This window comes from Actinomycetota bacterium, from assembly GCA_035540895.1.
Classification (GTDB): Bacteria; Actinomycetota; JAICYB01; order JAICYB01; family JAICYB01; genus DATLFR01.
On sequence record DATLFR010000229.1, the window covers coordinates 36528 to 58465 of the forward strand.

Annotated in this window: 17 protein-coding genes; 14 read left to right on the forward strand and 3 right to left on the reverse strand. The window is 72.9% G+C overall.

The window, feature by feature from the left end; translation table 11 throughout:
- From VM840_12750 to VM840_12795, 10 genes are read left to right on the forward strand one after another with little or no spacing between them, the layout of a single operon-like run.
- Positions 1 to 1065, forward strand: a complete 1065-nt coding sequence (locus tag VM840_12750; protein HVL82450.1) for a glucose-1-phosphate thymidylyltransferase — start codon at positions 1 to 3, stop codon at positions 1063 to 1065.
- Positions 1058 to 1699, forward strand: coding sequence for an HAD-IA family hydrolase (locus VM840_12755; GenBank protein HVL82451.1), 642 nt, complete (start codon positions 1058 to 1060; stop codon positions 1697 to 1699). The genes VM840_12750 and VM840_12755 overlap by 8 nt, the downstream gene beginning before the upstream one ends.
- On the forward strand, positions 1696 to 2703 hold the full coding sequence (gene rfbB / locus VM840_12760; protein ID HVL82452.1) for a dTDP-glucose 4,6-dehydratase: 1008 nt from the start codon (positions 1696 to 1698) through the stop codon (positions 2701 to 2703). Before VM840_12755 ends, rfbB begins: the two co-directional genes overlap by 4 nt.
- Positions 2703 to 3545 carry a dTDP-4-dehydrorhamnose reductase gene (gene rfbD / locus VM840_12765; GenBank protein HVL82453.1) on the forward strand — a complete coding sequence of 281 codons (843 nt, stop codon included), beginning with the start codon at positions 2703 to 2705 and terminating at the stop codon, positions 3543 to 3545. The genes rfbB and rfbD overlap by 1 nt, the downstream gene beginning before the upstream one ends.
- 1 nt (position 3546) lies before the next feature.
- Complete coding sequence (locus VM840_12770; GenBank protein ID HVL82454.1) at positions 3547 to 4674, forward strand: glycosyltransferase family 1 protein; 1128 nt, start codon at positions 3547 to 3549, stop codon at positions 4672 to 4674.
- Positions 4674 to 5783 carry a glycosyltransferase family 1 protein gene (locus VM840_12775; protein HVL82455.1) on the forward strand — a complete coding sequence of 370 codons (1110 nt, stop codon included), beginning with the start codon at positions 4674 to 4676 and terminating at the stop codon, positions 5781 to 5783. Before VM840_12770 ends, VM840_12775 begins: the two co-directional genes overlap by 1 nt.
- Complete coding sequence (locus tag VM840_12780) at positions 5780 to 6880, forward strand: glycosyltransferase family 1 protein (protein ID HVL82456.1); 1101 nt, start codon at positions 5780 to 5782, stop codon at positions 6878 to 6880. The genes VM840_12775 and VM840_12780 overlap by 4 nt, the downstream gene beginning before the upstream one ends.
- Positions 6877 to 7797, forward strand: a complete 921-nt coding sequence (locus VM840_12785) for a glycosyltransferase family 2 protein (protein ID HVL82457.1) — start codon at positions 6877 to 6879, stop codon at positions 7795 to 7797. The genes VM840_12780 and VM840_12785 overlap by 4 nt, the downstream gene beginning before the upstream one ends.
- Positions 7798 to 7802: 5 nt before the next feature.
- On the forward strand, positions 7803 to 8903 hold the full coding sequence (locus VM840_12790; GenBank protein ID HVL82458.1) for an NDP-sugar synthase: 1101 nt from the start codon (positions 7803 to 7805) through the stop codon (positions 8901 to 8903).
- A gap of 1 nt (position 8904) precedes the next feature.
- A complete protein-coding gene (locus VM840_12795) occupies positions 8905 to 9858 on the forward strand; it encodes a GDP-mannose 4,6-dehydratase (GenBank protein ID HVL82459.1) in 954 nt (317 codons plus the stop codon).
- A 1-nt stretch (position 9859) separates the two neighbouring features.
- On the opposite strand, the gene cofE is transcribed toward VM840_12795, so the two are convergent.
- Genes cofE through VM840_12810 form a run of 3 tightly spaced genes read right to left on the reverse strand, consistent with a single transcriptional unit; the run spans position 9860 to position 12528 of the window.
- Positions 9860 to 10567, reverse strand: a complete 708-nt coding sequence (gene cofE / locus VM840_12800) for a coenzyme F420-0:L-glutamate ligase (GenBank protein ID HVL82460.1) — start codon at positions 10565 to 10567, stop codon at positions 9860 to 9862.
- Positions 10554 to 11492 (reverse strand): 2-phospho-L-lactate transferase, encoded by a 939-nt coding sequence (cofD, locus tag VM840_12805; GenBank protein HVL82461.1) that lies wholly within the window; start codon positions 11490 to 11492, stop codon positions 10554 to 10556. Before cofD ends, cofE begins: the two co-directional genes overlap by 14 nt.
- A gap of 19 nt (positions 11493 to 11511) precedes the next feature.
- On the reverse strand, positions 11512 to 12528 hold the full coding sequence (locus VM840_12810; protein ID HVL82462.1) for a hypothetical protein: 1017 nt from the start codon (positions 12526 to 12528) through the stop codon (positions 11512 to 11514).
- 58 nt (positions 12529 to 12586) lie between these two features.
- On the opposite strand from VM840_12810, the gene VM840_12815 reads away from it, so the two are divergent.
- The 4 genes from VM840_12815 to VM840_12830 form a co-directional block, all read left to right on the forward strand.
- Entirely contained in the window at positions 12587 to 15175 is a 2589-nt protein-coding gene (locus VM840_12815) for a bifunctional FO biosynthesis protein CofGH (GenBank protein ID HVL82463.1), read from the forward strand.
- A 118-nt stretch (positions 15176 to 15293) separates the two neighbouring features.
- Complete coding sequence (locus VM840_12820; protein ID HVL82464.1) at positions 15294 to 16679, forward strand: hypothetical protein; 1386 nt, start codon at positions 15294 to 15296, stop codon at positions 16677 to 16679.
- Between the two features lie 3 nt (positions 16680 to 16682).
- Positions 16683 to 20852, forward strand: a complete 4170-nt coding sequence (locus VM840_12825) for a DUF5719 family protein (protein HVL82465.1) — start codon at positions 16683 to 16685, stop codon at positions 20850 to 20852.
- Between the two features lie 80 nt (positions 20853 to 20932).
- A partial coding sequence (locus tag VM840_12830; protein ID HVL82466.1) for a L,D-transpeptidase/peptidoglycan binding protein occupies positions 20933 to 21938 on the forward strand: 1006 nt, incomplete at its 3' end.

Below are 21938 nucleotides of genomic sequence, written 5' to 3' on the forward strand. Positions count from 1 at the left end.
ATGCGCGGGCTCGTGCTGGCGGGGGGGACCGGGTCGCGGCTCCGTCCGCTCACCTACACCTCGGCCAAGCAGCTGATCCCGGTGGCGAACAAGCCGATCATCTCCTACGTCCTGGAGGACCTGGCCCGCGCGGGGATCGAGGAGGTGGGGGTGATCATCGCCCCCCAGACGGGCGACGAGATCCGCACGGCCGTGGGCGACGGTTCGGCGTTCGGGCTGCGGATCACCTACATCCTGCAGGACGAGCCGAAGGGGCTGGCCCACGCGGTGCTCACGGCGGAGGGGTACCTGGCGGGCGCCCCGTTCGTGATGTACCTCGGCGACAACCTCCTCGAGGACGGCGTGTCGGGGCTCGTCTCCGAGTTCGAGAGGTCGGGGGCGAACGCGTCCATCGTCCTCACCCGGGTCCCCAACCCGCAGCAGTTCGGCGTCGCCGTCCTCGATGGCGAACGCATCGTCAGGCTCGTCGAGAAACCTGCCGACCCACCGTCCGACCTCGCCCTCGTGGGGGTCTACCTGTTCGACGGGAGCATCTTCGAGTCGGCCCGGCAGATAGAACCCTCCTGGCGCAACGAGCTCGAGATCACGGACGCGATCCAGCACATGGTCGACCTCGGGCTGCGGGTCGTGCCGCACGTCCTGAAGGGCTGGTGGCTGGACACCGGGAAGAAGGACGACATGCTCGACGCCAACCGGACCGTCCTCGAGACGATCGAGCCGCTGATCGAGGGCGAGGTCGACGCCGACTCCAGGCTCGAAGGGCGGGTGATCGTGGGCCCCGGCGCCAAGATCGTCCGGTCACATGTGCGGGGTCCGGTGGCGATAGCGGCCGGCGCCCAGATCGTCGACTCCTACATCGGGCCGTTCACCGCGATCGGCGCGGAGTGCGTGGTGGAGTCCAGCGAGCTCGAGCACTCGATACTGCTCGCGTCCTCGCGGCTGGTCGGCGTGCGACGTGTCACCGACTCCATCCTCGGACGGCGGGCCGAGGTCGTGCGTGACGGAGCCACGCCGGTCGCCTACCGGTTCATGATCGGCGACGAGTCCTCCGTCGGCGTTGTCTGAGCGAACCCCCGCCAGGCCGCCCGCGGTCCTCCTTCGCGACGCGGCCCGCTGGTGCGTCTGGGGGACCCGCGTGGTCGTCCGGGGGGCTGCGGACCTCGGCCGCCTCGTGGCCGGAGGCGGGCTGCACGAGGCGATGCAGCCCTGGATGTCGTTCGAGACGGCCGACCAGGTGCCGTACGCCCAGCTCGCCCGCGACGGCGTGCGCGCGGTCCTGTTCGACCTCGAGAACACGCTGATCCCGCCGGGCGGCCCGTTCACGCCCGACGGACGCGCCATCGTCTCCGCCGTGCGCGACGCGGGGATGGGGATCGGGGTCGTGTCGAACTGCTCGGCCTCCTGGGTGAGGCCCGTCCTCGACGCGGAGGGCATCCCCTTCGTGGCGCCGGCCGGAAAGCCCTCGCCCCGCGCGTTCCTCGAGGGGTGCCGGATGCTCCAGGTCGACCCGGCCGACGCCGTGTACGTGGGGGACCAGGTGATCACGGATATCCTGGGAGCCCAGCGCGCGGGGATGAGAGGGATCCTGCTCCAGCCCCGCTACACGTCCGAGGCGCTGTCCTCGAAGGCCCAGCGCGCGCTGGTCCGGCTGATCGAACGGGTCTGGCCGGGCGACGGAGAGAAGGAGGGACAACCGTGAGGATCCTCGTCACGGGCGCCGCCGGTTTCATCGGCTCGAACTTCGTCCACCACTGGGTGGACGAGCACCCCGACGACCACGTGGTCGCGCTGGACCTGCTCACGTACGCCGGCAACCGGGACAACCTCGCGGGCGTCTCCGACCGGGTGGTCTTCCTCGAGGGAGACATCTGCGACGGCGAGCTGATGAGGCGGATCCTGGAAGAGCATCGGGTCGAGGTCGTCGTCAACTTCGCGGCCGAGTCCCACAACAGCTACTCGGTGGTGAACCCGGGCGTGTTCTTCCGGACGAACGTGATGGGCACCCAGGCCCTCCTCGAGGCCGCTCGCCAGGTGGGAGTGGAGAGGTTCCATCACGTCTCGACGGACGAGGTGTACGGGCAGCTGGAGCTTGACGACCCGCGGGGCTTCGACGAGGAGTGGCCGTACCAGCCGCGATCGCCCTACAGCGCCTCGAAGGCCGGGGGGGACCACGCCGTGCGTGCCTACCACGAGACCTACGGCCTCCCGGTCACGATCACCAACTGCTCGAACAACTACGGCCCCTACCAGTTCCCCGAGAAGCTGATCCCGCTGTTCACCACGAACGCGCTGGACGACAAGCCGCTCCCGATGTACCGCTCGACGAGGAACAGCCGGGAGTGGCTCCATGTGCTCGACCACTGCCGAGCCATCGATCTCGTCCTGCGGGAGGGCCGGGTCGGTGAGACCTACAACGTGGGCAGCGGGGTCGAGCGCAACATCGAGGAGATAACCGACGCGATACTCGAGCTGACCGGGAAGCCCGCGTCGTTGAAGACTCTCGTCGACGACCGGCCCGGCCACGACCGCCGCTACCTCCTCGACTCGACGAAGATCCGCCGCGAGCTCGGGTGGGAGCCTCGGATCGGGTTCGACGAAGGGCTCGCCTCCACCGTCGCCTGGTACCGGGACAATCGGGACTGGTGGGAACCGCTGCGCGGACGGGCTCCCGTGGTCGAGGAGACGGCCTGGAGCCGCACCTAGTGAAGGTCCTGGTGACCGGGGCCGGCGGGCTCCTCGGCCGGGAGACGGTCGCCGCGTTCGGCCGTGCGGGGCACGATGCGACCGGCGTCGGCCGTGACGAGATGGACGTGTCCGATCGCGAGCAGGTGCTTCGTGTCGTGTCCGAGCACGCGCCCGCGTTGGTCGTCCATCCGGCGGCCCTCACCGAGGTCGACGTCTGCGAGCGGGAGCCCGACCGGGCGTTCGCGGTGAACGCCGAGGGGTCGCGCCACGTCGCGGAGGCCGCCCGGGAGGTGGGAGCCGACCTCGTGCTGGTCTCCACCGACTACGTCTTCGACGGGTCGAAGGGAGCGCCGTACGTCGAGGGGGACACCCCGAACCCGCTCCAGGTCTACGGACGGTCGAAGCTGGCGGGCGAGGAGGCGGTCCGGACGGTGTGGGACCGCCACTGGGTGGTCCGCTCGGCGTGGATATACGGACCGGGCGGCAAGAACTTCATCTCGAAGCTCCCCGCCCTGGCCGCCGCGGGAGCCGAGCTCTCCGCCGTCGCCGACCAGACGGGTTCGCCCACCTACGCCCAGGACCTGGCCGAGGCGCTCGTCGTGATGTGTCGCATCCGGCCGCCGTACGGCACCTACCACCTGACCAACTCGGGCGTCTGCACCTTCGCCGAGCTGGTCAACCACGCCGTGCGGTCGACGGGCCTGGCCGTGGCGGTGAAGGAGGTGTCCTGGCGCGACCTGGGCCGGCCGGCCGTCCGTCCGGGGTTCACGGCGCTCGAGAACGAGGCCTGGGCCCGGGCCGGGCTCGAGCCCCTGCGCGACTGGCGGCAGGCCGTGGAAGCCTTCGTCCGGGGATCGTGAGGTGAGGGTCGGCATCGAAGCGACGAGCATGCTCGGCCCCCTCACGGGGGTGGGGCACACGACGGCCGCCCTGGTCCGAGCGCTGGTGGAGACGGACCCCGAGGTGGAGCTCGTGCTGGTGCCGCTGTCCGGACGCCGCGGCCACCGGCTCGGCCTGTCCGTGCCGGAGCATCCGCGCATCACGCCGCTGCGGGTCCGGGTGCCGAGCCGGCCGCTCGCCGCGGTCTGGGCGAAGGGGAGCTGGCCCCCCATCGAGCTCTTCAGCGGGCAGGTCGACGTCTTCCACGGCCCCAACTTCATGCTCCCCCCGCTGCTGAAGGCGGCCGGGGTCATGACCGTGCACGACATCGCGTTCGTGCGCCTCCCCGGCAGCGCCAGCGCGGCGATCCGCGCCTACGCGGACAGCCTCCCGATGTGGACGGCCAGGGCGCACCGGATACTCGTCCCGTCGGGGTTCACCGCCGACGAGCTGTCCGCGTTCCTGCCCGCCACGGCCGGCCGCATCCGCGTGGTGCCCCCCGGCGTGCGCGCCTCGTTCGCCGAGCCGGGCGGGGAGCTGGCGCCGCCGCGACGGGAGGCGCTGGGCATCCGGTCTCCCTACGTCGCCTACCTGGGGACGCTCGAGTCGCGCAAGAACATCGACAAGCTCCTCGAGGCGTTCGCGCTCGTGGCGGTGAAGCGTCCGGACGCGCAGCTCGTCCTGGTCGGTGGGCCGGGGACCGGGTGGGACGACATCCAGCGCGACCACGCGGATCTGCTCGGGTCCGGGTCGGTGCTCGTCGCGGGCTACCTACCCGACGAGGAGGCGGCCGCCGTCGTGCGCGGCGCCTCCCTGTTCGTCTACCCCTCGCTCTACGAGGGGTTCGGGATGCCTCCGGTGGAGGCGATGGCGGCCGGCACACCGGTCGTGGCCTCGGACATCCCGGTGCTGCGGGAGGTGCTCGGCTCCCACGCGACGCTGGTGCCGCCCCATGACGCCGACGCCTGGGCGGAGGCGATCGTCGCCGCCCTGGACGGACCGCCCCCGGCCGAGGCGCTCGACCGGGCCCGGACGCACGCCTCCGGGTTCACCTGGACGGCGACCGCCTCGGGCGTACTCGCCGCCTACCGCGAGGCGGTGAGCGGCTGATGCGGGTGACGATGTTCGTGGAGCAGCTGATGCAGCCGATCCCGGGCGGGATCGGCACGTACGTGCGCGCGATGCTCCGCCACCTGCCGCCGCAGGAGGTGGAGGTGGAGCCCGTCGTCGCCTTCCACCGGGAGCGCGACCTGTTCGAGGCCGGGCTCCCGCATGCGCGGCGGCTGCGGTCCGGACGCCGGGTCCTGTACGGGCGCTGGGAGCGTGGGCGCGGAGGCGGGGTCGGGGGAACCGGCCGCGTCGTGCACGCGCCGAGCCTCGCCATCCCGCGCCGGGACCGCCGGCCGCTCGTGGTCACCGTCCACGACGTTCTCTTCCGCGAGTTCCCCGAGGCGTTCCCGCCGCGCGGGGTCCGGTTCCACGAGGCGATGCTCGGACGGCTCCACGACGCCGATGTGGTGATCGCGCCGTCCCGAGCGACCGCCGTCGCGCTGGCCGGCCTCGACGAGCCACACCCCGACGTCCGGGTCATCCCGATGGGGACCGCGTACACCGCGCCCCCTCCGGAGGTGGTCGAGGAGGTCCTCGCCCGGTTGGAGGTGCAGAGGCCGTACGTCCTGTGGTCGGGGACCGTGGAACCGCGCAAGAACCCCGAGGGTGTGGTGAGGGGGTTCGTGGCCGCGCTCGACTCGGGCGTGCCGGCCGCGGACGACCTGAACCTGTACCTGGTCGGGCCCCCCGGGTGGTGGAGCGGCGATATCGCGGAGATGCTGTCCGACCGCAAGCTGGCCGAGAGGGTCCGGCGGCTGGGCGACCAACCTCCCCTCGTCCGCCAGGCTCTCCTGGCCGGGGCGGAGGCCTTCGTCTTCCCATCGCTCGCCGAGGGGTTCGGGCTCCCGGTGGTGGAGGCCATGGCGTGCGGGTGCCCGGTGGTCACCTCGAACCGGTCCTCGCTCCCCGAGGTCGCGGGGTCGGCGGCGCTGCTGTGCGACCCCGACGACCCGAACTCGATCGGGGAGGCGCTGGCGACCCTGCTGCGAGACCCCGACCTCGCGGCGGACCTCCGCCGCCTGGGCCTGCGCCGCGCGGCCAACTTCACCTGGGAGCGGACGGCACGCCTGACCGCGGCCGTCTACCGCGACCTCGCGGGACGTCGGTGAGGGTGCTCCTCGACGCGACGTCCCTGCCCGGTCATCGGCTGGGCGCGGGACAGTACGTGCTCAACCTGGCCCGCGCCGTCGCCGGGCTGGACGTCGACCTGCATGTGATGGCGAAGGAGATCGACGCCGCGGACCTGGCGGGGAACGGCACCGTCCACACGACCGGGGTCCGGACGCGACCCGCCCGGCTGCTCTGGGAGCAGACGGTGCTCCCGCGGCGCGCCCGGCGCCTGCGTCCGGACGTCTTCCACGGCCCCCACTACACGCTCCCCCGGGCGCTCGGGTCCCCAGGCGTCGTGACGTTCCACGACCCGACCTTCTTCACGATGCCCGAGGTGCACGAGCCGGCGAAGGTGGCCTTCTTCACCCGGGCCGCCCGGGCCGGCGTCGCCCGGGCGCGGCGGGTCGTCGCGGTCTCGGGGTACGCGGCTCGCGGCGCGATAGAGCACGCCGGCGCCGATCCGGACCGGGTGGATGTCGTCCCCCTCGGCGTGGACCATTCCCGCTTCACCCCCGAGGGCGACGACGCGGACGCCGAGCTCCGCTCGCGCGCGGGGGTTCACGGGTCGTACCTCATGTGGGTCGGGGCGCTCGAACCGCGCAAGGACGTCCCGACGCTGGTGCGCGCCTACGCCGCTCTCGCGGCACAGGGGCTGGACCATTCCCTCGTGCTCGTGGGCCCCGACGCGTGGGGGACCGCGGATATCGAGAGGGCCATCCAGCGGTCGGGCGTGCGGGACCGGATACTGCGCACCGGGTACGTCTCGGAGGACACGAAGGCGGCCCTGTACCGGGGTGCGTCGGTGGTCGCCGTCCCGTCTCTCGCGGAGGGGTTCGGGATCCCGGTCCTGGAGGCGATGGCGTGCGGCTGTCCCGTCGTGACGACGACCGGGTCCGCCTGCGAGGAGGTGGGCGGCGAGGCCGTCCTGCTCGTCGAGCCTCGCGACGCCGGCGCCCTGGCCGATGCGATCGGCTCCGTCCTCACCGACCCCGGCGTCGAGAGCAGGCTGCGCCGCGCGGGCCCGACGCGGGCCGCCGGGTACACCTGGGAGCGCACGGCGCAGCTGACCGTCGAGACGTACCGGCGGGCGGCATGAGCGCCGAGACGCGCGTGGCCGCCGTCGTGGTCGACCACGACTCGGCTCCCGAGATCTACGGCTGCCTGCGCGCACTCGCCTCGTCCGACGAGCCGGTGCGGGTCGTCGTCGTCGACAACGCGTCCACGGACGGGAGCCCGGACCGGATAGCCGCCGAGCACCCCGGCGTCGCCCTCGTGCGCAGCCCACGCAACCTCGGTTTCGGCGGAGGCGTGAACCTGGGCGCCCGCGAGGCCGACGAGCCCTACCTGCTCCTCATGAACCCGGACGCGACGCCCGAACCAGCCGCGATCGGACGGCTCGTCGACCTGCTCGAGAGGACGCCGCGGGCGGCGGCCGCCGGGCCCCTGGTCCTCAACCCGGACGGCAGCATCCAGCCCTCGAAGCGCGCCTTCCCGTCGCTCTGGCATTCGGCCCTGCACGGGCTGGTCGGTCCGTTCTGGACATCGAACCCCGGCACCCGCGCCTACATCCTGGCCGACGCGCCGATGGACGAGCCCGTCCGGGTCGGGTGGCTGTCGGCGTCGGCCGTGCTGCTGCGGCGCTCCGCGTTCGACGAGGTCGGCGGCTTCGACGAGGACTTCTTCTTCTTCGTGGAGGACGTCGACCTGTGCCGTCGGCTGGTCGACGCGGGCTGGGAGATGTGGTTCGAGCCCCGCGCGCGCGTCGTGCACACGTGGGGGGGCTCGTGGACGAAGCGCCCCCTCCGCCACCTGTGGATGCACCACCGCAACCTGTTCCGGTACGTGACGAAGCACCGCCGTGGAGCGTGGGTCTTGGCGTACCCTGCCATCGTGGCCGGGCTGGCACTGCGGTTCGTGATGCTGGTCCTGAGGTGGGTGGTGGCCCGCAACGCGGTCCCGTCGCACAGGTCGGGCGTCGGGCGAGGTCAGGGGGACAGGGAGGACTCGGGTTGAGAGCGGTGATCCTCGTGGGAGGAGAGGGGACGCGCCTGCGTCCGCTGACCTTCGACACCCCCAAGCCGCTGATCCCGGTGGCGAACCGGCCTTTCCTGGAGCACGTCCTCGCGCGGCTGTCGCGCCACGGCGTGACCGAGGCGATCCTCACCACGGGGTACCTGGCCGAGGCGTTCGAGGCCTTCCCGGACGCGCTCACCCACGGTGTGAAGCTCACGATCGTGAGGGAGGAGCGTCCGCTGGGGACGTGCGGTGCGGTCCGCAACGTGGCCGAGCTGCTCGACGACACCTTCTTCGTCCTCAACGGCGACATCCTCACCGACGTCGACCTGTCCGAGATGCTGCGCGTCCACCGCGAGCGCAACGCCGTCGGGACGCTCGCTCTGTCGCGGGTGCGGGACCCGAGCGCGTACGGGCTCGTGCCCATCGACGGCGAGGGCCGGATAGAGCAGTTCATAGAGAAGCCCCGCGCGGACGAGTCGCTGAAGACCGACCTCATCAACGCCGGCACCTACATCCTCGAGCCGGACGCGCTGGCCGGTGTCCCGGCGGGCGAGACCTGGTCGTTCGAGCGGCAGCTGTTCCCGGGTCTGCTCTCCGACGGCGCCCCCCTGTTCGGGTTCCCCTCCCAGGCGTACTGGCTCGACCTGGGCACCCCGCAGAAGTACCTGCGGGCCAACGTCGACGTGCTCGAGGGGAAGGTGGGGGAGCCGCCTCCGGGCGAGCGCTCCGCCGCCGGCGTCTGGACCGACACGGGAGCCGATATCGACCCGACCGTGCGACTGCGCGGCCCGGCCGCGATCGGACCCGATTGCCGCGTGGCGGAGGGGGCCGTGATCTACCCTCTCACCTGCATCGGTCCCGACTGCGAGATCGGGGCGGGCGCGGTCATCGAGGAGTCGGTCCTGCACGAGGGCGTGGTCGTCGACCCCAAGGCGGTCGTGGAGAGATCGGTGCTCGCGGGGGGCGTCTACATCGGGGCCGGCTCCCGGGTGGCCGACGCGATCATCGGTCCCGGCGTCCGGGTCGGGGCGGAGAACGAGCTGCGCTCGGGCATCCGGCTCTGGCCGGGTCTCGAGATCCCGGACGGCTCGATCAGGTTCTGAGGTGAAGACGCTCGTCTGCGGGGGAGCCGGGTTCGTCGGGTCCACCGTCGTCGACAGGCTGATCGCGCACGGACACGAGGTCACCGTCCTCGACGACCTGTCCTCGGGAAGGCTCGTGAACCTCGAGCAGGCCCGGCGCGAGCAGCGCATCGGGTTCCACCGGTTCGACGTGCGGTCCGACGCGGTGAGGGACGTGATCTCGCACGCCCGTCCGGACGTCGTGCTGCACCTGGCCGCCCAGGTCTCGGTCCCGGTCTCGGTGGGCCGGCCGCTGCTCGACGCGAACACCAACGTCGTCGGACTCCTGAACGTGCTGGACGCGTGCGCGGCGGCCGGCGTCGGGAAGGTGGTGTACGCGGCCACCGCGGCGATGTACGGACCACAGCGCAAGCTCCCCATCCCCGAGTCGGCGCGCGCGCGGCCGGCCTCCCCGCACGGGATCGCGTCGCGCGCCGCCTGCGACTACCTCCGCTTCTACGCCGAGCACCACGACCTCGACTTCACGGCCCTCGTGCTGTCGAACGTCTACGGACCGAGGCAGCGGTTCGACGCCGAGACCGGGGTCGTGGCCGCCATGGCGGCGGCGCTCTCGGCGGGGCGCGCGCCCAGCATCCACGGGACGGGGCTCGCCACCCGCGACTTCGTGTACGTGGACGACGTCGCCCACGCGTTCGTGCTCGCGTGCGAGCGCGGGTCGGGAGAGGTGGTCAACATCTCGACCGGGATCGAGACGACGGTCAACCGCCTCCACCGGATGGTGGCCGAGGTGACGGGAGCGAGCGTGGAGCCGGTCCACGGCCCGGCCCGGCCGGGCGACCTGCTCGCCCTCTCCCTCGACCCGAGCCGCGCGGCCACCGTCCTCGGATGGGAGCCGTGGACGCCGCTCGGTGACGGGCTCCGCTCCACCGTGGCCTGGGTGCGGACCGAGCTGAAGGCGTCCGGCGAGATCGGCTGACTCAGCGGAACAGGTCGGAGGACGCCGGGCGGACGAGGTCGACCGCTCCGCCCGCCCCCGGCTCCCAGGGATAGCCGCGCACGATGGCGGCCGGCACCCGGTCGATCTTCCCCATGACGAGCTCGGCGGCCGCCGCGAGCTCGTCGATCTGGGCTATCTCGGTGACGGTCAGGACCCGTCCCGCCGGGTCGGTCTCTCCCCGGTGGTCGCGCAGCGGCGCGATCGCGGCCGACCCGATGGCCACGTTGGTCTGCCCGACGCGCCAGGGGCGCCCGAACGTGTCGGACACGATGACCGCCACCTCGCCTCCCGCCCGCTCGGACAGCGTCCGCGCGATCCTGCGGGCCGACGCATCGGGGTCGCGCGGGAGGAGAGCCACCCAGCCCTCGGCGACGTTGGAGGAGTCCACCCCCGCGTTCGCGCAGACGAAGCCGTGCGTGGTCTCGACTATCAGGTGCGAGGGCGTCTCCCGGACGACCCGGCGCGCCTGGGTGCGCACCACCGCCCTCACCTCGTCGCGGCCTGCGGCCGCGACGAGGCGTCCCTCCGCCTTCGACACGATCTTCTGCGCGATCACGACCACGTCGCCCGGCTCGACCCGGTCCCCCTGGGCCTCGGCTGCCTCCGACACGATCGCGCCGACGTCGGCGCCCGCCTCCACCTCGGCGATCCCGCCAACGGCGATCACCCGGAGCTCAGGACGAGGCATCGGCGACCACCGTCTTCGCCAGCCGCGCGGCGTCCTCCGGTGATCTCATCACCGTGTCGCACACGACCGGCCTCATGCCCAACGCGGCGACGGCCGGGGCGGTCTGCGCGTCGCGCTCGTCGAGCACGAACACGTCGACGAGCCCGGCATAGATGCGCGCCACCCCTACCGGCGACACCTCGTGTCCGAGCGAGGCCATCAGGCGGTCGGCTGGCCCCTTCAACGCCCGTCCGCCCACGATCGGGGAGACCGCGACCCGGACCCCGCGAGCCCCCTCGAGCGCGGACCTGAGGGGGCCCATCGCGAGCATCGGACCGAGGGAGAGGATGGGGTTGGACGGGGGGAGGAGCACGAGGTCGGCGGCCTCCACCGCTTCGACGACCCCCGGGGCGGGCGAGGCCTGCGCGGCCCCCTCGTAGCGGACCTCCCCCACCGGAGGCTCCTGCCGCAGGCGAACGAACCACTCCTGGAAGGCGTACCCGCCCACCACCGTGCGCACCCGGTCGTCGGACATCGGAATGACGGTCGTGTCCAGGCCCATGGACCGGCGCAGCGCGTCGGTGGCCTCGGACAGGGACATGCCCGTGTCCAAGAGCCTCGTCCGCAGCATCTTCGTGGCCAGGTCGCGGTCCCCGAGCGCGAGCCACTCCTGAGCGTCCACGCCTTGAAGCCGCGACGCAAGGCCCGCGTAGCGCTCCTGCCCCGAGAACGTGTCCCCCCCGATCCCCCACCCTCGCTCCCAATCCTGGATCGCGGCCAGGTGGTACAGGACGGTGTCGATATCGGGGCTGAGGTGCAGGCCGCGCACGGACTCGTCGTCGCCGGTGTTCACGACCACCGCCAGGTCCGACGGCGCCACGACCCGGACCAGGCCGCTCAGCAGCCTGGCTGACCCGACCCCGCCCGCGAGCGCGACGATCCGCATCAGGCGCCGATCGTAGCCGTCAGCAGGATCGGTCCGCGCCCTCTCCGCAGGCCGCCACCACGCGGCCCTGCGAGCGCGCCACGAGCGCGGCCATGTAGTGGGTGGCGTCGTAGACGCCGATCCACAGACCGTTGCGGACGGGGTAGGTCTGGCGCCGCTGGTCGGTGAAGACGGCCTCCACCTCGTCCGCCCCGGCCGCCTGTCCGACCGCCCAGGCGTACCCGGCGTCGACCGCGATCGCCTCGGCCACCTTGCGGATGGCGGTCGGTTCCGTGGGAGCCGGGACGCAGGTGCGGTGCCCGGTCGCCGGAGCGTCCTCCGGGACGGCCGTGACCGGCTCGGTCCGGACGGCCAGGCAGTGGGACGGACCGGCCACCTCCAACGCGTCGAGTGCCCAGGCCGCCTGGTCGATCCGACCCTCGTGGACCGTCCGCAGGTCGGGGGTCGGCTGGACGACATCCACCGGGTCGACGTACTGGATCGGGACCCTCAGCTCCTCCAGCGCCCGGATCCGCGGCGCGGACGGGTACACCCCGACCGCGCCCGGACCGAGGATCGCCCCGTGGAGGCTGCTCGGGAAGATGCGCTGGACGTCCTCGGCGTAGGTCTCTCCCGGGCGCGGCACCTCGTGGGAGACCACCTCGTACACCCCGTCGGACCCTCGCGTGTGCAGCAGCGCGGGGAGGATGAGCGTCTCTCCCCGCAGCGCGGAACCCGAGCGAGGCATGTACTCCTCGCAGTACGCCCAGATGTACGCGTCGACGCCGTCGGCCACGTCGGCGTGTCCGAGCAGGTCCCACGTGCAGAAGACGGCCCCGCCCCCCGGCGCGCGTCCGATCCTCGTCTGCAGGTACTCGCGGAAGCCCTCCTGGAGGGCGATGACGTTCGCCGAGCTGCGCGGTGCCGCGACCGGCGTGGGGGTGGGGGAGGGCGTGTCGCGCGGAGCGAAGACGGAGGCGAGGACGGCCACGACGGCGCCGACGAGGAAGATGGCCAGAGCGCCGAGCACGAACCGGTTCATGCGGTCGAAGGGCATGAGAACACCCTACGCAGCGCGCCGGTAGTATCGCCCCACGACTAGGAGGGGTGCCGAGCTGGATCGAACCGTACGCAAGGCGTTGAGCCGCAGCGCCGCCGGGGAGCCCCTGCTCGTCTCCCACGTCGCCGCGCTCTTGTCCTGCTCCGACGACGACCTGGCCTCCGTGCTGGACCGCGCCCGAGCCGTCCGCGACGACGCGCTGGCGCTGCGTGGCCTGCCCCGCGTCGTGACCTACTCGCGGAAGGTGTTCATCCCTCTCACCCGCCTGTGCCGGTACCGGTGCTCCTACTGCACGTTCGTGGAGACGAGGGTGCGTCCGGGAGCCGAGTACCTGTCCGACGAAGAGATACTCGCGATCGCCCGTGAGGGACGCCGGTGGGGCTGCACGGAGGCCCTCTTCACGCTCGGCGAGGCGCCGGAGCTCCGGCACCCGGAGGCGCGTGAGCACCTCCTCGACAGAGGGTTCGGGTCCACGGTCGACCTGCTCGTGCACGCGGCGGACCTCGTCCTGACGCAGACCGGTCTGCTCCCGCACGTCAACCCGGGCGCCGTCACCCGCGAGGAGATGGCCCGGCTCCGCGACGTCGCCCCGAGCCAGGGGCTGATGATGGAGCAGCTCTCGGATCGGCTCCTGCTCCCCGGACAGGCGCACGCCGGAGCCGCGGGCAAGGCTCGCGCCGTCCGGCTCGAGCAGCTGGAGCACGCCGCCCGTACGGACACCCCCTTCACGACGGGGCTCCTCATCGGGATAGGGGAGTCGCTGGCGGAACGAGCCCAGACGATCGTGGACATCCGCGACGCCGATCGGGGACAGGTCCAGGAGGTCATCGTCCAGAACTTCCGGGCGAAGGCGGACACCCCGATGCGGGGGGCCCCGGACGCCCTCGAGGCGGACATGGTCCGGACGATCGCCGCCTGCCGCCTCGTCTTCCCGCCGCGCGTCGCGGTCCAGGCGCCGCCGAACCTGACGCCCCGCACGTACGGCCGGTACCTCGCCGCCGGCATCGACGACTGGGGCGGTGTGTCGCCGGTCACCCCCGACCACGTGAACCCCGAGATGCCCTGGCCGCGTCTGGACGAGCTCGCCCGGACCTGCGCCGAGCACGGGTTCACGCTCCGGCAGCGGCTCCCGATCCACCCTCGGTACCTGGCCGACGACGCCCTCGAGCGCTGGGTCTCCCCCCGCGTACGGCGGCACGTGCTGGCGGTGGCCGACGCGTCCGGACTCGCGCGCGAGGAGCGCTGGTACGCGGGCGAGGGCTGGACCCCGGTCCGGCGAGCCGCGCAGCCGGTCCCGAGACGGAGAGCTCTCGCGATCGCGTCCAACCGTCCAGCCGCGACCGCCGAGCAGGTCTCGGACGGGGCCGTCTCAGGCGGTTGCGGGGACGCCTCGGGCGCGCCGCCCACGGGGTTCGACGAGATGCTGCCGGACCTCGACGGCCGCACGGTCTTCGACGCGGAGCGGGCCGACCTCGCCGGCGGATGGCTCGCGCCCTACCTCTCGCTGTCCGGGGAGCCGGCGCGGGACGTGGGGGAGCTGATCCGCGCTGCCCGGGCCGGTGACCGGCTGACGCTCGAGGGGGCGGAACGGCTCCTGCGAGCGGAGGGTCCGGACCTGCGTGCGGTGGTGGAGGCCGCCGATGCGCTGCGCAGCGAGGTCTGCGGCGACGAGGTGTCCTACGTCGTGAACCGCAACATCACGTACACCAACACGTGCCACACCGGGTGCGGGTTCTGCGGGTTCGCCCGCCCGGTCGGACACGCCGACGGCTACTACTTCGACCCCGGGCAGGTGGCCCAGAAGGCCAAGGAGGCGTGGGAGCTCGGCGCGACCGAGGTCTGCGTCCAGGGCGGCATCCACCCGGCCAACGACGGCCGCATCTACCTCGAGATCGCCCGAGCCGTGAAGGAGGCCGCCCCCGGCATACACCTGCACGGCTTCTCGCCGCTCGAGGTGGTGGTCGGCGCCCGGACGCTCGGCCTGTCGCTCGACCGCTACGTCCCGATGCTCGCCGAGGCGGGGGTCGACTCGATGCCGGGCACGGCGGCCGAGATCCTGGACGATCGCGTCCGCCCGAAGATCACCCCCGAGAAGCTCACCGCGTCGGACTGGTTCGAGGTGATGCGGGCGGCTCACCGGTCCGGGATACGGTCCACCTCCACCATCATGTTCGGCCACGTCGACGACCCCCGGTCCTGGGCCGTGCACCTGCTCGGCCTGCGCGACCTCCAGGCGGAGACGGGCGGGTTCACCGAGCTCGTCCCGCTCCCGTTCGTCCATCACCGCTCGCCCATCTTCATGCGGGGGGCGTCGCGCGCCGGGCCTACGTGGCGGGAGTGCGTCCGGATGCACGCGGTCTCCCGCCTCCTGCTTCACCCGCTGATCACGAACATCCAGGCGTCCTGGGTGAAGATGGGCGTCGAGGGGGTGGTCGCGATGCTCCACGCCGGCTGCAACGACTTCGGCGGCACCCTGATGGAGGAGCACATCTCACGGATGGCCGGGGCGAGCCACGGGCTCGGCGTCGCCGTGGAGACCATCGAGGAGGCCATATGTTCGGCCGGACGGACGCCGCGCCAGCGCACGACCACGTACGGCCGACCCGAGGTCGGCTACCGGGCCCGGGTCGCGGCCGGAGCCTGACCGCTCGACGCCGAGGTATGTGGCCACGACCTGCGCGAAGCGTCCTATACTTCTGGCTCCAGGCCGCGGCCGGCATCCCGCCCACCCATAACCCGATCCGAGCGAGGCGCGAGCACCCATGAACGGATTCGAGGACGTGATCACGGCTGCCGTCGACCGGCAGCTCTCCGAGCAGCGGGCCCTGCAGGACGTGCTGGTGCGGGTCCAGGAGTCACTCGAGGCGCTCGCCCGGACCGTCGACGAGCAGGCCGACAGACAGGGTCCGGACCTCGGCGGCATCCCCGACGCCGTCCGCGCGCTCAGCGAGGTGATCCGGGAGCGGCTGGAGAGGATCGAGGGCCGGCTGGGCGATCAGCCTGTACCGGACGTCGGGGGAGCGGTGAGGGAGGAGCTGGCCTCGGCCCTCGACCCGCTCGTGGCCGACGTCAGGCAGGCGGCCGAGGCTCACGGGGGGCGACTGGCCGAGATCGAGGAGGCCGTCCGGGCCCTCCGGGAGGATGCGGCGAGCGAGCCCGCCCTGGACGCCCTGCACGTGTCGATCCGGGCCGCCTCCGACGACGTCCAGGCGCTCGCTCAGGCCGTGCTGGACCTCAACGCCGGCCTGCGCGACTGGTCCGGACGGATCGAGGAGCGGGTGGACGACCTGTCGCGGTCGGTGAGCGACACCCTCCGCGACCAGGCGGACGAACAGAGGCGCTGGCAGGACCAGGTCGCCGACACGGTGGTCGCGGCGGTCACCGAGATGGGCGGGATGGTGAAGGAGTCCACCCGCGCCCTCGGGGACCGGCTGGACGGCGTGGAACAGCAGTTGGTCGAGGCGGAGTCGCTCTCCAGCTACCTGCGGGACCAGACGGAGGACCTGGACAAGGTCCTGACCGGGCTGGGCGACGTACCGCAGCGCCTGGAGGGGGCCGTCGCGCAGGCTCTCCGCCGGGCCCTAACCGTGAGGGCGGGGCTCATCGGCGAGGCTGAGAAGGCGCTGGACAAGGTCTTCTCCCCCCTGTCGAGCCGTCTGGACCGGATGATCGCGTCGATGGACGAGGTCGGGTCGGCCATGTCGGACGAGAAGCTCACCGAGGAGGTGAGACGGGTGGCCCAGCGCCAGTCCGAGCTCGACTCCCGTCTGGACGAGATGCAGGACACCGTGCTGACCCAGCTCGAGGAGCTGGCCGAGTCCGTCCAGGCGGCGGTGGAGACGGCGGCCGAGGCGCGGGACGCCGCCGTGGAGGCGAGCGAGACCGCCGCCGCCATCCCGGCCATCCCGAGCGACGGACCGGGGGCCAGCGGCGGGGCCTCCCGAAAGAAGGCGGCTCCGAGGAAGACGGCGAGGACCAAGACGACCGCGAGATCGTCGTCCACGCGGAAGCCGAAGGCCGCCGCGAAGGCCAAGACCAAGACCGCCGCCAAGGCGAAGGCGAAGACGTCGAAGCGGGGGGCGTCGGGCGCGCGCCGCACCCGCAAGGCGGCGGGGAAGACCCGGACCCGCGACTACATCCCCGTCTGATCCATGGATCGACGGGGCGTGCTGGCCGTACTCGTCGCGCACGCGTCGGGGTCGTGGCTGCAGGAGGCCCTCGAGTCGCTCTCGGCCCAGAGCCACGGTGATCTCGAGATCGTCGTCGCCCGCGTCGGGGATCTGGCGGTCCCGAAGCGCTCCGGGGTGCGGGTCCGGGCGCTCCCACCCGGCACCGGCTTCGCGGCCGCGGTGAACGACGCCGTCCGGGCGGCGGGCGGCGACCACCCGTACCTGCTCGTCCTGCACGACGACGTGGTGCTCGAGCCGGACACTGTCTCCCGCCTCGTAGAGGAGGCCGAGCGGTCCCCCGACGCGGTCGCCGTGGGCGCCAAGCTGCTCGAGATGGACCGTCCCCACGTCCTTCAGGAGGTGGGCGGCTCCATCGACCGCTTCGCCGTACGCCACACCGGCATCGACCCGGACGAGGTCGACCACGGTCAGTACGACGACACGAGCGACGTGCTCTACGCGTCCTCGGCCTGCCTGCTCGTCCGTCGCTCCTCCTACGACGAGGTGGGGGGGTTCGACGCGGGCTCGTGGCCGCTCTACGACGACGTCGACCTGTGCTGGAGGCTGCGCCGGGCGGGAGGACGCGTGGTCGTGGCTCCCGCGGCGCGCGCCCGGCACGCGGCCGCCCTCTCGCGGGGGCGGCGCCGGGCGGCCGGGCGAGGGTTCGGTTCGGTCGGGCTCCTGGTCCAGGCCGAACGGGGCCGTCTCAGGTTCATGCTCAAGAACTACGCGGCCGTCTCCCTCGCGGTGATCCTGCCGCAGTACCTGCTCATCTCGCTCTGGCGGCTCGGGGTGGCCGTCGTGAGACGGGAGTTCTGGCGCGTTCGCACCTCCTTCGCCGCCTGGGCCCGTATCGCCGGCGAGCTGGGCCGCATCCGGGAAGCGCGCAGGTCCCCAGGCCCTCACCGGGTCGACGATCAGGAGCTGCTGCAGCTCGCCTCCCGGCGGGCCGTGCTCGCCCGGCGCGCGGAGAGGGTCGGGACGGTGAGCCGGTTCGCCGAAGGATGGGCGGCCGTCGAGCAGCGCGTGACATCCCGACTGAGGGACCCGGCCACATGGGCGGCGGTCGCCGCATCGGCCGTCGTGCTGCTCGTGATGGGGGATGTCCTGTGGGGAGGGACCTTCACGCTGGGCGAGGTGCGGCCGTTCCCGCGCCTGGCCGAGGCGCTGCGGTCCTACGCCGCGAGCTGGCACCCCGGACGGCTCGACCCTGCGGCACCGGCCGCCCCCGGCATCCTGATCCTCGGCGCGCTCAGATCCGTGGTCAGGTCGCGCGCTCTCGCCGAGAAGGTCCTCCTGATGGCGCCGCTGATCGTCGCGGCCGGCGGGGGAGCGAGGCTGAGCCGCGTCATGGGGGTGGAGGAGAGCGGACGTCGGTGGTTGGCCGTCCTCACGGCGGTGAACCCGGTCACGCTGCTGCTCCTGCGCGACGGGCTCGTCGGTCCCCTGGTGCTCTGGGCGGCCACGCCCTGGTTCGTCGCGGCGTTCCTCAACCCCCCCCACGCCGAGGCCGGCGGACGCATGGACGAGATCAGGTGGCGGTCCCGGTGGGCGCTCGGCGCGGCCGCGGTCACCGCTCTTCACCCTCCGACGCTCCCCTGGCTCCTGCTCGTGTTCGGCGCGATCGTGCTCGCCCGGTCGGAGGACGGGCTCAACCCGCGCCGCCTCCAGCTCCTGGCCACCGCGGTGGCGGGCGCCTTCCTCCTCTGCCTCCCGTGGTCTCTGCAATGGTTCACGCAGCACACCCCGCTGCTGGGCTGGCCCTCCGACGTCCTCGGCGCCGGCCGGGTCGGCCTGGCCGAGGCGACGTTCGGTATCGGGTGGCCCCTCCTGGCCTGGCTGGCCGTGGCCCTGGTCATGTCGGTGCTCGTCGGGCCGACCCGGACCACGGTCTCGCTGATCCTGCTGCTCGCGGTGGTCTGGCTGGGGGGCTCGATCCGGGTCATCCCGCGCCCGAGCGCGGCCGCCGCGGTGGGGTGGTGCGTCGTGCTCCTGCTCGCCTTCGTGGCGAGGCGCGTCCGCGACGAGATCGGCCGATACGAGCTCGGGTGGCGTCAAGGGGTGGTGGTGCTCAGCATCCTGCTCGTCGGGAGCGCGTGGGCGGGGGCCGCCGTGGGCGCGGTCTCCGATGGCGCGGATGCGCAGCACGTCCGGATCCTCCCCCCGGGCGACCGGGAGGGACGGGTCCTGTGGCTGTGGCCGGCATCGGAGACCACCGTGGCCTGGGTCACCGACGGCTTCCGGACCGAGATGACGTCGTACCCGGCCGAGTCCGGACCGGAGCTGAGGCTGCTCCGGGCGGCGGTGGACGCGGCCGAGCGCGGACGGACCCACCGGGCCGGGTCGGTCCTGGCGCTGGGAGACGTGTCCCACGTCGTCGTGCTCGGCGGCCCGGCTCCCCTCTCGAAGCTCGGACAGCAGGCGGACCTCGTGCTGACCGAGAGCCAGCAGGGCGGCCGCGTGTACGACAACGAGGCCTGGATGGGTCCAGCCATGCGGCTCGTTCGGCCCCCGCGTCAGGCGCTCTCGGCGGAAGGACTCGCCGCTCTCGTCGAGGCTCCGGCCAGGGTGCCGGCGACCCCACGCGGGCGCGGCCTGAACCTGCGCGTGGAGGAGCCGGGGGACGGCGTCCTCTACCTCGCCGGCGGGCTCAGACGAGGCTGGACGATCGACGGCGAGCGGGCCCGTCCCGTCGCCGCCGGCGTGTGGGTGGAGGCCGAAGGGGTGTCGGGACCGGTCCGGGCGACGCCCCCGATGGGGTGGACCCGGATCGTCCTCGCGGTCCAGGCCCTCGCGTTCGCCGTGGTGGCGGGGGCGTGGGTCCTGTCGCTGTACCTGGCCGGCCCCGGGACCGGACCGGTCCCCATACGTCGGCTGGAGCTGAGGCTGCTGTCCCTGCGCAGCGGTCTCGCCCTCGTGCCCGTCCTCGCCGCCGCCGGGGCCGGCGTCGTCGCATGGTCCGGGCTCGCCGCCGCCGTGCCCGACCAGTTCCTCTCGACCGCGTGGTTCTGTCCGCCGGCCGCACGCGGCGCGACCCAGCAGCTGGCCATCGTGAACCCAGGGTCGGGACCGGCTCGTTTCCTCGTCCGTCCGGCCCTCGCCGCTCCTGCGACGGAGAGCGCCGTCCTGCCCGCGGGGGCGAGGCGGACGATCGACCTCGACCCGCCCCAGGGGGCCGTCGTCGAGGCGTACGGCCGCGATCTCGCCGTCGCGACCGTGGCCGTCGACGGAGCGCGCAGCGCGACGACCGTCTGCGCGAGCGACGTGGAGCGCACGGTGGTCTTCGCGGAGGGCGGACGGGGAGCCACCCGGGCCCGGGAGAGGCTGACCGAGACGTACGTCCTCTACAACCCGTTCCCCGAGCCGGCTCGCGCGGCGGTCCGGTTCTACACCCCAGACGAGACGATCTCGCCGCCGGCGCTGCAGGACGTGACCGTCGAGCCCGGAGGGACGGCCACCGTGGACCCCGAGACCCAGCTCGAGCCCCAGAACGACCTGAGCGTGGAGGTCACGGTCTGGCAGGGGAGGGCTCTCGTCTCCCGGCGCCTCTCTACGCCCATCGAGGTGAACTGGTCGCTGGGCACGATCCCCAGCCCGTCCGGCGCCTTTCCGCGCGTATCGACCCTCGAGGCGTCATCGCAGATCGTCGTGGTCAACCCGCGCGACCGAGCAGGCGAGGTGGTGCTCACGCTCGTCGGGGAGCAGGGGTCCCTGCCGCGCGCGACCTTCGAGGTCGAACCCAGGAGCCGGACGACCTACGACCTGGCCGGCCCAGCTCCCGACCACGAGCAGCTGCTCGTCCAGGTGAGGGCCGCCCCGCCCATGGCCATGGAAGCGGTCGTGGTGCCGCAGCAGAGGACCGACCGGTCCATCCTCGCGCTCCAGCAGCCCCGCGCGGGATGGGTCGTCCCCGCTGCGGAGGGGCGCACCCTGCTGCTCGGCAACCCGGGGACGCGTCCCGTCCGCGTCGCGTTGCGCCGGCTCGGCCCCGGACCCGCTCTCCGCCCCGTCACCGTGCCCCCCGCCCGGATCGTCGCGGTCGACCTCAGGGCCGACCCCGGCCCGTTCGGGGTGGCCCTCGGGGCCTCGGGCGGGCCCGTCACCGCCGCGGTCGTCGGCGGACAGGGGGCCGCCCCGGCCCTTCCCCGCTGACCCGCCGCGCGGCGTTCGACTTGCGCCCCTCTGTACGCTAGGGTTTTCACAAGTTCACTCACGTTCCCGGCCCCGGTTCGATGCGCCTGCTCACACGCCTGATCCACTTCCCGTCGCGACGCTCCGCCCAGATCGCGATCCTCGTCTCCGTGGCGATCGTCGTCGCTGGGGCGACCGCGGCCGTGGGTCTCGACCGACGCCGGTCGGACCAGCTCCTGCCCGACACGCGGATCGGGGGTATCGACGTCGGCGGGCTCAGCGTCACCGACGCGACCGCCGTCCTCACGCGCGCGCTCGAGGACCCCCTCCACCGCGACATCACGGTCCGGGGACCCGGCCTGGACGTCCGGACCACCCCCTGGAAGCTCGGCATGAGGATCGACGTCGCGTCCGCCGTGGAGCAGGCGGCCGAGCAGGCCCGAGAGGGCCACCTCGTGCGCCGCGTGTGGCGACACCTGGCGGGCGGGGGCGACCGCGAGGTCGCACTCGCGCCCACCCTCGACCGGTCGGTGCTCGAGTCGTTCGTCGAGGACGCCGCCGACCGGGTGAGGATCACCGCGGTCGACGCGACCATGAAGACCTCGGACGGTTGGCTCAGGTTCACTCCGTCCAAGTCGGGTCGGGAGCTCGACGTGGAGGCGGCCGCGGAGAGCCTGCGGGAGGCCGTCGCGGGGACGGGCACCGAGGTCTCCCTCAGCACCCGGGTCGTGGAGCCGAAGGTTCCTGCATCGGCCTTCGCCACGGCGATCCTGGTCCGGGCCGGTGAGAACAAGCTCTACCTCTATCGCAACGGCGTCGTCGCCAAGACCTACGATGTCGCGACGGGGTCTCCCCAGCACGCCACCCCGCTCGGGAGGTATGAGATCGTCCGGAAGCGGAAGAACCCCACCTGGGTGAACCCGGGCAGCGACTGGGCGAAGAAGATGCCCGCCTCCATCCGCCCCGGACCGGACAACCCGCTCGGGAGTCGCGCGCTGGACATCAACGCTCCCGGCATCCGGATCCACGGGACCCCGGACGCCCGTTCGATCGGTTTCAGCGTCTCGCACGGTTGCGTGCGCATGCACATGGCGGACGCCGAGGACC

Excerpts from the sequence above, each read along its gene's own strand:
- VM840_12825 (HVL82465.1), top strand. The coding sequence starts at position 16,683 with ATGGATCGACGGGGCGTGCTGGCCGTACTCGTCGCGCACGCGTCGGGG.
- VM840_12820 (HVL82464.1), top strand. The coding sequence starts at position 15,294 with ATGAACGGATTCGAGGACGTGATCACGGCTGCCGTCGACCGGCAGCTC.
- VM840_12750 (HVL82450.1), top strand. The coding sequence starts at position 1 with ATGCGCGGGCTCGTGCTGGCGGGGGGGACCGGGTCGCGGCTCCGTCCG.
- VM840_12810 (HVL82462.1), bottom strand. The coding sequence starts at position 12,528 with ATGCCCTTCGACCGCATGAACCGGTTCGTGCTCGGCGCTCTGGCCATC.
- cofE (HVL82460.1), bottom strand. The coding sequence starts at position 10,567 with ATGCCTCGTCCTGAGCTCCGGGTGATCGCCGTTGGCGGGATCGCCGAG.
- cofD (HVL82461.1), bottom strand. The coding sequence starts at position 11,492 with ATGCGGATCGTCGCGCTCGCGGGCGGGGTCGGGTCAGCCAGGCTGCTG.
- VM840_12785 (HVL82457.1), top strand. The coding sequence starts at position 6,877 with ATGAGCGCCGAGACGCGCGTGGCCGCCGTCGTGGTCGACCACGACTCG.
- VM840_12775 (HVL82455.1), top strand. The coding sequence starts at position 4,674 with ATGCGGGTGACGATGTTCGTGGAGCAGCTGATGCAGCCGATCCCGGGC.